This window comes from Pelagibacterium flavum, from assembly GCF_025854335.1.
GTDB classification, from domain to species: Bacteria; Pseudomonadota; Alphaproteobacteria; order Rhizobiales; family Devosiaceae; genus Pelagibacterium; species Pelagibacterium flavum.
In genome coordinates this window covers 2,085,417-2,098,343 of record NZ_CP107716.1, presented here as the reverse complement: position 1 = coordinate 2,098,343, position 12,927 = coordinate 2,085,417, and the positions used below count along the sequence as shown (strand labels likewise).

11 protein-coding genes are annotated in these 12,927 nt (G+C 60.6%); 8 read left to right on the top strand and 3 right to left on the bottom strand.

Annotated features, from left to right (window positions below; genetic code table 11):
- Positions 1 to 207: 207 nt before the first annotated feature.
- From OF122_RS10470 to OF122_RS10460, 3 genes are all read left to right on the top strand, one after another.
- Complete coding sequence (locus OF122_RS10470; protein WP_264224200.1) at positions 208 to 1,398, top strand: MFS transporter; 1,191 nt, start codon at positions 208 to 210, stop codon at positions 1,396 to 1,398.
- A gap of 96 nt (positions 1,399 to 1,494) precedes the next feature.
- Positions 1,495 to 1,950, top strand: coding sequence for a host attachment family protein (locus OF122_RS10465; RefSeq protein WP_264224199.1), 456 nt, complete (start codon positions 1,495 to 1,497; stop codon positions 1,948 to 1,950).
- A gap of 6 nt (positions 1,951 to 1,956) precedes the next feature.
- Positions 1,957 to 2,895 carry a YihY/virulence factor BrkB family protein gene (locus OF122_RS10460; protein WP_264224198.1) on the top strand — a complete coding sequence of 313 codons (939 nt, stop codon included), beginning with the start codon at positions 1,957 to 1,959 and terminating at the stop codon, positions 2,893 to 2,895.
- Here the strand turns inward: OF122_RS10460 and rocD are convergent.
- Positions 2,892 to 4,094: an ornithine--oxo-acid transaminase gene (gene rocD / locus OF122_RS10455; RefSeq protein WP_264224197.1), complete on the bottom strand. Its 1,203-nt coding sequence runs from the start codon at positions 4,092 to 4,094 to the stop codon at positions 2,892 to 2,894. The two genes, OF122_RS10460 and rocD, sit on opposite strands and share 4 nt — an antisense overlap.
- A 12-nt stretch (positions 4,095 to 4,106) precedes the next feature.
- Complete coding sequence (gene rocF / locus OF122_RS10450; protein ID WP_264224196.1) at positions 4,107 to 5,033, bottom strand: arginase; 927 nt, start codon at positions 5,031 to 5,033, stop codon at positions 4,107 to 4,109.
- 117 nt (positions 5,034 to 5,150) lie between these two features.
- Between rocF and OF122_RS10445 the strand changes: the two genes are divergently transcribed.
- The 3 genes from OF122_RS10445 (at position 5,151) to OF122_RS10435 (ending at position 8,459) form a co-directional block, all read left to right on the top strand.
- Positions 5,151 to 5,585, top strand: a complete 435-nt coding sequence (locus OF122_RS10445) for an Lrp/AsnC family transcriptional regulator (protein ID WP_264224195.1) — start codon at positions 5,151 to 5,153, stop codon at positions 5,583 to 5,585.
- 98 nt (positions 5,586 to 5,683) lie between these two features.
- Positions 5,684 to 7,942: an efflux RND transporter permease subunit gene (locus OF122_RS10440; RefSeq protein WP_264224194.1), complete on the top strand. Its 2,259-nt coding sequence runs from the start codon at positions 5,684 to 5,686 to the stop codon at positions 7,940 to 7,942.
- Positions 7,926 to 8,459, top strand: coding sequence for a hypothetical protein (locus OF122_RS10435; protein WP_264224193.1), 534 nt, complete (start codon positions 7,926 to 7,928; stop codon positions 8,457 to 8,459). The genes OF122_RS10440 and OF122_RS10435 overlap by 17 nt, the downstream gene beginning before the upstream one ends.
- Positions 8,460 to 8,503: 44 nt before the next feature.
- Here OF122_RS10435 and ssb read toward each other — a convergent pair whose 3' ends face one another.
- A complete protein-coding gene (gene ssb, locus OF122_RS10430; RefSeq protein WP_264224192.1) occupies positions 8,504 to 8,977 on the bottom strand; it encodes a single-stranded DNA-binding protein in 474 nt (157 codons plus the stop codon).
- A 318-nt stretch (positions 8,978 to 9,295) separates the two neighbouring features.
- Here ssb and uvrA point away from each other — a divergent pair, with 318 nt between their 5' ends.
- Positions 9,296 to 12,187: an excinuclease ABC subunit UvrA gene (uvrA, locus tag OF122_RS10425; RefSeq protein ID WP_264224191.1), complete on the top strand. Its 2,892-nt coding sequence runs from the start codon at positions 9,296 to 9,298 to the stop codon at positions 12,185 to 12,187.
- Positions 12,188 to 12,725: 538 nt separating this feature from the next.
- Entirely contained in the window at positions 12,726 to 12,875 is a 150-nt protein-coding gene (locus OF122_RS10420) for a DUF1127 domain-containing protein (protein WP_014130629.1), read from the top strand.
- Positions 12,876 to 12,927 lie beyond the last annotated feature (52 nt).

Genomic DNA, 12,927 nt, shown 5'->3' with positions numbered 1-12,927 from the left:
GCTCGTTCTGCACTGATTCTGCTGGCACCGGGTTTATTCGATTCCGAACGCAGATACCAGTTTTGCGCGCCCTTTTGGCACCCCCCAGGCACAGTTTTCTTCCCGGCGGTCGTCAATGAGATCGATTACAGAAAAGGGGTTGCCGAAAATCGCACAATCGGTTGAATGACGGACAACGATCATCCACTTTTGCGAGTGTGAATTTCGATGTCCGATCTGGCGACGTCCCGCGGCCCCGTGCCGCTCTATTTCGGCATGCGCGGCGATCGCCTCGCGGTTTCGACCCTGTTTCTGGTCAACGGATTTCTGGTGGGAAGCTGGGCACCCAAGATCCCGGTGCTCATGGCACGGCTCGGCATAACCGAGTCGGTCATGGGCCTGCTGATCCTGGTTTTCGGCCTTGGTTCGATTGCCATGATGCCGGTAATCGGGGCACTAACGGCAAAGCACGGCTCGGCACCACTGCTCAAGCCCGCAACCTTTGCTCTCCTGCCCATGCTGTTCCTGCTCACGCTGGCCCCCGAACTGATCACCACCGCAGTGGTCATTTTCGTATTTGGCGGGCTTATCGGCGGCATGGACGTCGCCATGAACACAAACGCCGTGGCGGTGGAAAAACGCATGAAGCGCGCCATCATGTCCTCGTGCCATGGATTCTGGAGCCTTGGCGCCCTGCTTGGCGCGGCATTGGGTGGCGTCCTTCTCGGATCGGTTGGGGAGTTCGCTCACGGGCTGATCATCACCGCCCTTGCAACCGCTGCCGCGGTCTTGGCGCTCCCGCTCCTCGCCCAGGATCAGCCGACGCCCGAGGCCAAAGCCGCAACCCCGCTCAAGTTCCCCCGCTCGCCCCTGCCCTACCTCGTAGGCGTCATGGCGCTGTTTTCGATGATCCCCGAAGGGGCAATCCTCGATTGGTCGGCGCTCTTTCTTCAACAGAAGCACGGTGCGAGCATCGAACTGGCGGCGCTTGGCTTTGCCGCTTTTTCCGCAACCATGGCCATCATGCGCTTTGCCGGGGATGCCATCCGGCAAAGGCTGGGCGCGGTCCTCACCCTTCGCATCTGCGGCGGTTTTGCCTTGACCGGCATGATGATTGCCGCGTCGGCACCCGTTCCCGAGCTCACCATCCTGGGCTTTGCCATTGCCGGTATTGGCATTTCCAACATGGTCCCCATCGCCTTTTCGGCGGCCGGAAATCTCCCCGGCATCCCCTCGGGGATCGGGCTGTCGATTGTCACGGTCATGGGCTACTCGGGAATCCTGATCGCCCCCTCGGCCATCGGGTTCATCGCCGAACACACGGGCTTCTCGCCGGTCCTGATGGGCACGGCAGCCTTGATTCTCGTAACCCTAGCCCTGTCACGGCTTGCCCGATACGCCAATTTCAGCGCCGAGTGACTCAAAGCCCTGTTCCTATAAAGTGGAAAGACTCCGGGCGGAACTCAGGCTAATCTGACCCGTTCCTTGATGAGTTTCATTGAACAGGAGCCCCCCATGCAGGAAATGGATTTCAAAGTCGACAACAAGGTCTGGGTGCTCGTCGCCGACGGCGAAAAAGCCTTGTTCTTTGAAAACACTGGCACCCGAAAAAACCCTGTATTTCGGGTAGTGCGCGAAATGGAGCAGGACAATCCCCCCACCAGGGACCAGGGCACCGATGCTCCCGGGCGAATGTACGACAGCGGACAGAACCAGAAGAGCGCGATGGAGCCAACCGACTGGCATCGGCTTGCCGAGGAACGCTTCGCCAAGGACGCTGCCGAGCTGCTCTACAAATATGCCAACGAAAACCGTTACAAACAGATCGTCCTTTGCGCGGCGCCGCGCGTGCTGGGTGAATTGCGCAAGGAACTCCACGCCATCGTCACAGATCGCGTGATCGGTGAAGTTCCCAAGACGCTGACCAACCATCCGGTCGATCAGATCGAGCGTATTCTAAGCGCGGGCTAGTAAGTCGTGGCCCGTTCAGCGCATCAGGCGCATAATCCTTTCGCCCTCTCCATGCGGGACTGGAAGCACGTCGCTATCCACACCGCCAAGACGATGAGCGAAAAGGATATGTCCCTGCGCTGCGCCGGGGTCGCGTTTTTCGGGTTCCTGTCGATCTTCCCAGCCATCGGCATTGTCGTGTCGCTGGTCGGCATTCTCGGCGACTATGGTGCGCTGCGGGCCGAGATCGACAGGTTCTCCGACATCATGCCCGCCATCGCCTATTCCCTGGTCGCTAACCAGCTCGATTCCTTCATGAATCAGGATCAGGCCGGGTTCGGGGTCGGGCTGGCCATTTCGATCGTGGTCATTCTCTGGAGTAGCTCGCGCGGCGTCGATGCGCTCCTCCACGCCACATCCGTCGCTTACGGCGAAACTTCGGATCGCGGTTTCTTCATGGGGGTCCTGGTGGCCTTTGCCACCACGGTTCTCGGCGCCGTCTTCCTGGTCGTGGCTTTGACACTCATCGCTGCGATCCCGATTTTCACCAGCTTCTTCCCCTTTCCCGGCACCGGTGAACGGCTGGCCCTTCTGTTGCGCTGGCCCGCGCTTCTGGCCATGGCCATCCTCGCCTTCGCCCTGATCTACCGCTACGCGCTCAACCGCCGCGGCGCCAAACTGCGCTGGATCTGGCCCGGCGCGACACTGGCCGCGCTTGTCTGGATCGCCGCCTGCCTGCTGTTTTCGCTCTATGTCGAATATTTCGGCGAGTTTGAAGCGACGTTCGGCTCACTGGCGGCCGCGGTGGTTATGCTTTTCTGGATGTTCATTTCCGCCCAGATCTTCGTCTTCGGAGCTGCGCTGAACGCCGGACTCGAACTACGAACAGCCGTCGACAGCACCGTCGGCCCCGACCGCCCGATGGGGCAACGCGGGGCCTACGTTGCTGACAATGTCGAGCCCTAGCCGGTCAATGCCGCGTCAAACACCTCCAGCGCATCATCGATCTGCTCTTTGGTGATCACCAGAGGCGGTGCGATCCGGATCGTGTCGGTGTGGGTGTCCTTGGCCAAGATGCCAAGTTCTTTGAGCCTATGGCAGAAATGGCGCGCTCCCCCCGCCTCGGGGTGCAAATCGATCGCCAGCATCAGCCCCCGCCCCCTGACCGAGCGGATATGGTTTGATTTTATGCCGGCCAGCCCCTCCAGGAAGTAGGGCCCGAGCGCCGCCGCATTCTCAATCATTCCCTCCTCGATCAAGACCCTCAGCGCCGCTCGCGCCACAGCACATGCCAAGGGGTTGCCGCCAAAAGTCGAGCCATGCTGCCCGGGTTGCAGCACGCCCAGAACCTCGGAATTCGACAGCACCGCTGAAACCGGATAAAACCCGCCCGACAGCGCTTTGCCGAGCAAAGTCACATCCGCCTCGATGCCCTCATGCTGCTCGGCCAGCAGCTTCCCGGTCCGCCCAAGCCCTGTTTGAATTTCATCTAATATAAGCGTCACATTATTATCAGTGCACAGCTGCCGCACGCGCCGGAAATACCCCTCCGGCGGAATAATGACGCCGGCCTCCCCCTGTATCGGCTCGACGAGAAATCCCACCGTATTGGGCGTAATCGCCTTTTCCAGCGCATCGGCATCGCCGAACGGAATGATCCGGAACCCCGGTGCAAAAGGCCCGAACCCGCCCCGCGCATCAGGGTCCGTCGAAAACCCGACAATCCCCATGGTCCGTCCATGAAAATTGTTGGCGCAAACAATGATTTCGGCCTTGTCCTTTTCGACGCCCTTGACCTCGTATCCCCATTTGCGCACCGCCTTTATGGCGCTTTCTACAGCTTCGGCGCCTGTGTTCATCGGCAGCACCTTGTGCGACCCGGTGAGATCGGCGATCTCCTGATAAAACAGGGCAAGCTGGTCATTGTGAAAGGCCCGCGAGGTCAGCGTCAGCTTTTTGGCCTGTTCGACCATCGCTTCAAAGATTTTGGGGTGGCAATGGCCCTGATTGACGGCCGAATAGGCCGACAGGCAGTCGAGATATCTCTTGCCATCCACATCATAGACGAACACGCCTTCACCGCGCACCAGCGCGACATCCAGCGGCTTGTAATTGTGAGCGCCCAGCGTCTGTTCGAGCGCAATAAGATCCTCGGTCAGTGCCATCTTTTCCCTCGATTATGCAGGTTGTGTCGGTCTGTCGAAAATCCGGCGTCCGAAGGCGCTGGCCGCCAGTTCGACCATCAGCCGGGCGCTCTTGCCCCGATCGTCGAGAAACGGGTTGAGTTCGACCAGATCGAGACTGACCAGCCGCCCGCACCGTCCCACCATTTCCATCGCCAGATGCGCCTCGCGAACCGTCGCGCCGCCGGGCACCGTCGTGCCCACGCCGGGCGCCAGATCGGGCTCGATGAAATCGACATCGAGGCTCACATGCAAAAGCGCGTCATCGGCCTCGACCGCGCCAAGGATGCGCCGCAGGATCGCGGCAATTCCATATTCGTCGACCTCGGCCATGTCGTTGACATCGGCACCCCGCGCCGCCAGCAGATCGACCTCGGCCGGATCGATGGAGCGCGCACCGACCAGATGATAACGGGTCGCCTCCATCTTGGGGCACTCGAGCATTCCCTCGAACCCCGCCTCGCCGCAAAAAAACGCTGCCGGCATGCCGTGCATATTGCCCGACGTCGAACTGAGCGGCGTATTGAAATCGGCATGCGCGTCCAGCCAGAGCACATGCAGCGTCTTGCCCAATCGGTCCGCATGGCGCAGAGCCGCCGCCACCGAGCCAAATGACAGCGCATGATCTCCGCCCAGATAGACCGCGGTCCCGTCCGCAAGCGCCGCTTCCCCTGCATCGGCCAGCGAACGCGCAAATCCGGTCACTTCGCCCACATTGTGCGCCAGCCCATCGAGCGCGAAATCATTGTCCCGCGGCCCAACATCGCCACGGTCGATCACCGTGTGCCCGAGGCCCGACAAGGCGTCCGCCAGCCCGGCAATACGCAAGGCCTTCGGTCCCATCGAGCACCCCTGCCGCCCCGCGCCGCCCTCGATAGGCGCTCCGATCAGGGTGATTGTCCTGGGCTGTGGTCCACGCATGCGCTCTTGCCTCCAAATGCTCACGCCAGCATGCCCAAGCAATGCGAAGACGGAAAGTTGCAAATCTGCGCAATCTGGCACAAGTATTGGCCGATCTGACAAGGACCATTGCGCGAAATGCCAAGTACCGACCAATTGGACCGCAAAATTCTGGCATTACTGCGCGACGATGCCCGCCTGCCCATCGCCAGCCTTGCCACAACCCTTGGCGTTTCCCGCACCACAGTCCGGACCCGTATGGAACGCATGGAAGCCAACGGCACCATCTCGGGCTATGGCGTTCGCCTCGGCGAACCCGACGACGCCGAGCGCGTCCGCGCCATAGCCATGATCGAGGTTGAGGGCAGAGGAACCGAAAAGGTCGCCCGCGCCCTCTCGGGACTGCCCCAGGTGCGGGCACTCTACAGCACCAACGGGCGCTGGGACCTCGTCGCCGAAATCGAAAGCGCTTCGCTGCCCGATTTCGATTCCGTCCTCGGCGCCATCAGGCTGATCGAAGGCATCAGCCTCACCGAAACCAATATCCTGCTCGCAGCCCGCTTTAAGCGGTAGCCACGCATTCCCCGCCGCCGAGAGTGGACGCCGCCCCTTCCAGCCTTTACCAATTCCAGCGCGCCTTTTCCCTGCGATTCGCCCGGAGGAGAAACCAAGTGTCGATCGGATTTGGCCTTGAGCGACTGGGCTTGCTGACCCTGCGTTTCCCCCGCATCGTGGCCGTCGCGGTCCTGGCTTTTACGGTGCTTTGCACCTTTCAACTCACCAAATTCAATATCGATGGCGACCTGCTGCGCCTCTATCGTGGCTCCGGCATCGAATACGACCGCTACATCGCGCTGACCGAAAATTTCGGCACGTTCGAGAACGACGTCTATCTTCTGGTGCGGTCGGACAAGCTGACCGACCCGGAAGTCCTAGAGGAACTGCGCTTTTTGGGCTTCGAGCTCGAGCTCAACGAATTTGCCGCCGGCACAATGTCGCCCTTCTCCCTGCGGCGCCCCGCCGAAGGTGGCACGTCGGTCCCCGCCGTTCCCGAGGGCATGGAAACCAGCGAGCAGGTCGCCGAGGCACTGACCGATCTGCGTACCAACGATCCGCTGATGAGCAATCTCATTCTCGCCGATAACACGGGAATGGTGATGATCATGTTCCCCGCCCCCCAGACGATGGCGGAGCTTGGCGAAGACACAATGCTCGCCTCCCTGCGCGAATTGATGACAGCCTATGAAAGCGAGGACATCCATATCGAATTGACTGGCCCGGCGATCTGGAAGGAGGAAGTGCTCAATGCCTCGCGCTTCGATCAGCTCCTGTTCATGGTCGCAGGGGTTGCGCTGGGATTTCTCACCGCCCTTTTTAGCTTCCGCACTTTTTGGGGCGCGCTGATCGCCACGCTTACCCCGGTCGTGACTGCCTTCTGGGTCACCGGGATGACCATTCTGGCGTTTGGCAGTTTCACCTTTCTCACCAATATCATTTCAGCTCTGGTGCTGGTCATCGCGTTCGCCGAAAGCATGTATTTCTGCCTCTACTGGATGCGCACCGGTAACACCGGCGTCGATCAGCGCGCAGCGCTCGTCGAAACGGTCCGAAAGGTCAGCCCTGCCTGCGCCTTGACCGCCATCACCACGATTATCGCCTGCACCAGCCTTGCCCTGGCGCCCGGCCAGGGGCTGCGCGAATTTGCTATTTCGGGCGCGCTGGGCATGGCCCTGGCCTTCTTGGCCCTTGTCACCTTCCTGCCTCTGTCGTTGCTGTTCGCCATGCGGCTCGGTTTCCGCATGCGTAAAACGCCATCCGTCGCCCTGACGGCCCCTATACCGCTGGTTCGCCGCATCGCCCACGTCGCACCGCGCGGCGCGGCGCTCGCCGCCATTTTGGTCGCCGGCCTGCTGCTCATCCCGCATTTCCTGCTCGAGCCGCACTTCAAGTTTCAGGATTTCCTGCCCCGCGGCAGCGATGCCATCGCCACCAGCGATCAGATCGATGCGGGCGTCGGCGGCGTTGCCCCGGTCTATATCCGCATCCCACTTGAAGGCGGTTTGACCGAAATGACCGACGGCGATTTCGCCACCGTTGAACGCGTCCACCAGATCGCGGAAAACAATTTCGGCGCCGGCAAGGTCATCTCTGCCGCCAGCTTCCGGCACTATTCCGAATTGGGGTTCTCGCGCGAACGCATCTTCGAGGCCGTCGGCCCCTTCCTGCGCCAGCGCTTCGTTACCGATGATGGCATGCAGGCGCTCATAACCGCCTTCTCCCCCACATCGGAAAATGCCCAGCAGACGGTGGCCCTCGTTGAATCGATGCGCGCCGAACTGGCATCCGCCGGAATCGAGGGCGCCGAAATCTCGGGCTTTCGCGTGCTCACCGCCTATGCAAGCCTGGATATGATCGGCACCCTCCAGATCAGTCTGATGCTCGCTATAGCGCTATCGGTCGTCCTGATCGGCATCGCCTTCCGCTCATGGAAACTCGCGCTGGTATCGGTGATACCCAACAGCCTTCCGATTCTTCTGACCGAGCTGTTCCTTTATTCATCGGGCATTCAGTTGCAGTTGACGACTGTCATTTCCCTTACGATTGCCTTTGGAATTGCCGTCGATGACACGATCCATTTTCTGGCCCATTATGCACGGGCTCGCGAACGGGGAGAAACCATCGCCCAGGCCGTGGATACGACCCTCGACAGAGTGGGCCCGGCCCTTATCGCGACCACGCTCATTCTGATTGCCGGATGTGCGGTGGTTACAGTTTCGGTGCTGCCCCAGGTCGCCCTGTTCGGCTTTTTGACCGTCATCACGCTGCTTGCAGCGTTGATCGGCGATCTGATCGTCTTGCCCGCTTTGCTGATCGGTGGCGGAATGGTGTTTGCCAGATGGAGTGAAAGAAAAAATGAGATCCCTGCCTAAAGCGCTTCCGGCAAAAGTGATGGCTTTCGCCATCGCACTTGCAAGCCTGCCGCTCGCTGGCCCCGCCTTGGCAGCGCAGGAGGATGTCGATCTGCTCAAGAGCTATGTCGGAGACTGGCGCGGTCGGGGATCTGCGGTCCTTGCATCCACCGGTAAAGAGGAAACCGTCGTCTGCCGTATGGCCGTCGAGGACACCGGAACCGCCCGAGTGACATTCGACGGCCGTTGCACGCTGGCTGGCCGAACGATCGCGGTGGCCGGCACAATGATCTGGAACGAGCAGGCCAGCCAGTATGAAGCCGCAATGTCCTCGGTTGCCGGCTTCCAGAGCCTGGCCATCGGCCGCCGCAACGGCGATGACATCGACTTCGAACTCATCAACCGCAACGCCGAAGGCAAGGAATACCGGGTAGAGGCCGCAATGGCGCTCCAGGGCGCCCAGATCGGCATGGACCTCCATATCACCGATCTCTCGACCGGCGGCGTCACCACGGCCCAGGTGCCCTTCACCCAGTAATCGCCTCTTATGAAAAAGGGCGCCTCACGGCGCCCTTTCTGCAATCAGAACGGGATGTCGTCGTCCATTCCGCCCGGCTCGAAGGCCGGGGCGCTGGACGGCCGCCCGCGATTTTCAACCTGCCGACTGCCGCCATAACCGCCGCTGTCACGGTCACCGCCGCCTTCACCGCGCCCGTCGAGCATGGTCAGTGTCGAATTGAACCCCTGCAGCACGATTTCGGTCGTGTACTGATCCTGGCCGTCCTTTTCCCATTTCCGGGTCTGGAGCTGGCCTTCGATATAAACCTTGGAGCCTTTCTTGAGGTAATTCTGGGCCACCTTGGCCAGTCCCTCGCTGAAGATCACCACACGGTGCCATTCGGTCTTTTCGCGCGGCTCACCGGAATTGCGGTCGCGCCAGCGCTCGGATGTCGCGATGCGCAGATTGACCACGGGATTTCCGTTGGGTAGCGACCGCACCTCGGGGTCGGCACCCAGATTGCCAACCAGAATAACCTTGTTCACGCTTCCCGACATATTCGCCTTCCTGTCTCTTGTCCGCCGAACCACAATCCGGCCAGTCACGTTGAGCGCACTATATAGCCATCGCCGGCAAAAGTTCAGCGCCCGGCAACTCTATACACAACTCGTTTGTTCTTATTTTGTTCGACTTATTTGATGAATGTCAAGCTTGACGGAATCCAATTTGTTCCTATTATGTTCCAAGACATTGCTGCTGTGCATGAGCCGACCTTGCAGGCGGGCGGAGTTGTGCTTAAGTGAACCGGACGCCTCCCGCGCCCGTTAAGACGTTTGTGTCGGCACTGACCGGCCGCTATCCTTGGATATTCGCCCATGAATGACATTTCCAATCCCAATCGCGACATCGTCATCCGGGGTGCCAAGGAGCACAACCTAAAAAATATCGACGTTCGCCTGCCCCGCGACAAGCTGATCGTGATGACAGGGCTTTCGGGCTCGGGCAAATCTTCGCTTGCCTTCGATACCATCTATGCCGAAGGCCAGCGCCGCTACGTCGAAAGCCTTTCGGCCTATGCGCGCCAGTTTCTCGAAATGATGCAAAAGCCCGATGTGGAAAGCATCGAAGGGCTTTCTCCGGCCATTTCCATCGAGCAGAAAACCACATCGCGCAATCCGCGCTCGACCGTCGGCACGGTTACTGAAATCTACGATTATCTCCGCTTGCTGTTCGCTCGCGTTGGCATTCCCTATTCTCCGGCCACCGGGCTTCCCATTGAGAGCCAGACCGTCTCCCAGATGGTCGACAAGGTCATGGCGCTCGAGGAAGGCACCCGCCTCTATTTGCTGGCCCCCATCGTGCGCGGTCGCAAGGGCGAGTACCGCAAGGAACTCGCCGAGCTGATGAAAAAGGGCTTCCAGCGCGTCAAGATCGACGGCGCGTTTTACGAAATCGAGGAAGCCCCCGCACTCGACAAGAAGCTCAAGCACGACATCGAAGTCGTCGTCGATCGCGTCGTCGTCAATGCCGATATCGCCGGCCGCCTTGCGGAAAGTTTCGAGACCGCGCTGCGTCTGGCCGACGGCATTGCGCTGACCGAATATGCCGACCAGACCGAGGAAGACGGCAGCCCCAAACGCCTGACATTCTCGGAAAAATTCGCCTGCCCGGTGTCTGGCTTTACCATTGCGGAAATCGAGCCGCGCCTGTTCTCGTTCAACAACCCCTTCGGCGCCTGCCCGGTCTGTTCCGGCCTTGGCACAGAGGCCAAGATAGATCCTGATCTCGTGATCCCTGACGCCTCGCTGTCGTTGCGCGACGGCGCCGTCCAGCCGTGGTCGAAAACCTCTTCGCCCTATTATCTGCAAACCCTTCAGGCCGTCACGCGGCACTTCAAGGCATCGACAGGCACCGCTTGGCAGGATCTGCCCTTCGAGGTCCAGCACGCCATCCTGTTTGGCACCGACAAGACCAAGATCGAATTCGTCTATGACGACGGCCTGCGCAAATATTCGACCCAGAAGCCATTCGAAGGTGTCATCGGCAACCTCGAGCGCCGCTATCGGGAAACCGAATCCTCGGCGGCTCGGGAGGATATCGAGCGCTACATGTCAGCAGCCCCCTGCCCGGCCTGCAATGGCTATCGCCTGAAGCCCGAGGCTCTGGCGGTCAAGATCCATGGCTGCCACATCGGTCAGGTCTCGGAATTGTCCATCAAGGGCGCAGCCGAGTGGTTTTCTGATCTACCCGCCCATCTCAACGCGACCCAGTCGGCAATCGGCGAACGTATTCTCAAGGAAATCCGCGACCGGCTGGCCTTCCTTAACGACGTCGGGCTGCAATATCTGACGCTCTCGCGCAATTCCGGCTCGCTTTCGGGCGGTGAAAGCCAACGTATCCGCCTTGCCAGCCAGATCGGCTCGGGGCTCACCGGCGTGCTTTACGTGCTCGATGAGCCTTCTATCGGCCTGCACCAGCGCGACAATGCGCGCCTGCTCGATACGCTGCGCCGCCTGCGCGACTTGGGCAACACCGTCATCGTGGTCGAGCATGACGAAGACGCCATCCTCACCGCCGATCATGTCCTCGATATCGGGCCGGGCGCCGGTGTGCATGGTGGCCAGATCATCGCTCAGGGCACCCCCGAAGATATTCTCTCGCACCCCGACAGCCTGACCGGACAATATCTGTCGGGCCGCATGGGCATCCCCGTTCCCGCCGAGCGCCGCAAGGCCAAGAAGGGCCGCCAGCTCTCGCTCAAGGGCGCAACCGGCAATAATTTGAAAAATGTCTCGGTCGATATCCCGCTCGGCATGTTCGTGGCCATAACCGGCGTCTCGGGCGGCGGGAAGTCCACTCTGACCGTCGATACGCTCTATCAGGCCATCGCCCGCCGCCTCAACGGCGCGCGGGTGCACCCAGCGCCCCACGAGAGCCTCACAGGCCTCGAACTGCTCGACAAGGTCATCGACATCGACCAGAGCCCAATCGGGCGCACCCCGCGCTCCAACCCGGCCACCTACACCGGTGCCTTCACCCACATCCGCGAGTGGTTCGCCAACATGCCCGAATCCAAGGCGCGCGGTTACGGCCCGGGGCGTTTCTCGTTCAACGTCAAGGGCGGCCGCTGCGAGGCGTGCCAGGGCGATGGCGTGATCAAGATCGAAATGCACTTCCTGCCCGACGTTTACGTGACCTGCGATGTCTGCAAGGGCCATCGCTACAATCGCGAAACCCTCGAAGTCCAGTTCAAGGGCAAGTCGATTTCCGACGTTCTCGACATGACGGTCGATGAAGGGGCCGAGTTCTTCTCCGCAGTGCCTGTCATCCGCGACAAGCTCGTCACGCTCCAGCGCGTCGGGCTAGGCTATGTCAAGATCGGCCAGCAGGCGACAACCCTTTCGGGTGGCGAGGCGCAGCGCGTCAAGCTGGCAAAGGAATTGTCCAAGCGCGCCACCGGCCGCACGCTTTACGTGCTCGACGAGCCCACGACCGGCCTGCACTTCCATGACGTCGCCAAGCTGCTCGACGTGCTCCAGCAGCTTGTCGATACGGGAAACACGGTCATCGTCATCGAACACAATCTTGAAGTGATCAAGACGGCCGACTGGATCATCGACCTTGGGCCCGAAGGCGGCGATGGCGGCGGCGAAATCGTCGCGGTCGGCACCCCCGAGCAGGTCGCCGAAAGTCCCCGTTCACACACCGGCCACTTCCTCAAGGAAATCATGGAGCGTCGTCCCCTGCGCATGACTGCGGCCCAATAGGCTCGGGCGCAGCGGCCGGTGCCATGCGTCCCATGCAGGGGCGGCGTGCGCTTGGCCCGATAACGGATCGTCATGATTCGTGCCTATGCTTTGAAGGTGCAAACAGCCTGCATGGAGGATTCCATGTTCGTCCGTATCGCCTGGAAGCAATCGAAGCCCCTTGGCACAGACCCGAGAAGCCTGCGCCGATTAGCCCCCGTTCCCCGGCGTGGTTGCGAGGATCTGGAAATCCCGGTTCGGGATTTCGCCAAGATGACCAAGGGCCTTTTCGATCGCCACGATTAGAGCGCTTTCAGGATAAGTGGAAACCACTTATCCTGTTCGGAAGTGTTACAATGCAAGGGCTTAGCCCCTTCGAAACAAGCGGTCGGTCCGGCAAGACAAAACCAAGAGCGGCGCTCCGACACCTCGGAGCGCCGCTCGTCATTTCCTCCGCGCCAGCCATGCGAAAACTGCATGGCCGAAATGACCAAAACCCTAGTGCAAGAGTCGTCTTTAGAGGCCTATATCAGGGTCATCGAAACGAAAGGAACATCACATGGGTATTCGTAAGACTTTGCAGAAGTGGTCGGCCTACCAGCAGACGGTTCGCGAACTCAACTCGCTCGGCAACCGTGAACTGACCGACCTCGGCATCACCCGCGGCGATATCGAACGCATCGCACGCGATCATGCCAGCCAGCTTTAAGCTTCAGGCGACCTCCAACGTCCGAACACGAAAAAGGCATCCTTGACCAGGA

What these genes read in the sequence shown, in the direction of transcription:
- OF122_RS10470 (WP_264224200.1), top strand. Translation starts at nt 208, where the DNA reads ATGTCCGATCTGGCGACGTCCCGCGGCCCCGTGCCGCTCTATTTCGGC.
- OF122_RS10465 (WP_264224199.1), top strand. Translation starts at nt 1,495, where the DNA reads ATGCAGGAAATGGATTTCAAAGTCGACAACAAGGTCTGGGTGCTCGTC.
- rocD (WP_264224197.1), bottom strand. Translation starts at nt 4,094, where the DNA reads ATGGCACTGACCGAGGATCTTATTGCGCTCGAACAGACGCTGGGCGCT.
- rocF (WP_264224196.1), bottom strand. Translation starts at nt 5,033, where the DNA reads ATGCGTGGACCACAGCCCAGGACAATCACCCTGATCGGAGCGCCTATC.
- OF122_RS10445 (WP_264224195.1), top strand. Translation starts at nt 5,151, where the DNA reads ATGCCAAGTACCGACCAATTGGACCGCAAAATTCTGGCATTACTGCGC.
- OF122_RS10435 (WP_264224193.1), top strand. Translation starts at nt 7,926, where the DNA reads ATGAGATCCCTGCCTAAAGCGCTTCCGGCAAAAGTGATGGCTTTCGCC.
- ssb (WP_264224192.1), bottom strand. Translation starts at nt 8,977, where the DNA reads ATGTCGGGAAGCGTGAACAAGGTTATTCTGGTTGGCAATCTGGGTGCC.
- uvrA (WP_264224191.1), top strand. Translation starts at nt 9,296, where the DNA reads ATGAATGACATTTCCAATCCCAATCGCGACATCGTCATCCGGGGTGCC.
- OF122_RS10420 (WP_014130629.1), top strand. Translation starts at nt 12,726, where the DNA reads ATGGGTATTCGTAAGACTTTGCAGAAGTGGTCGGCCTACCAGCAGACG.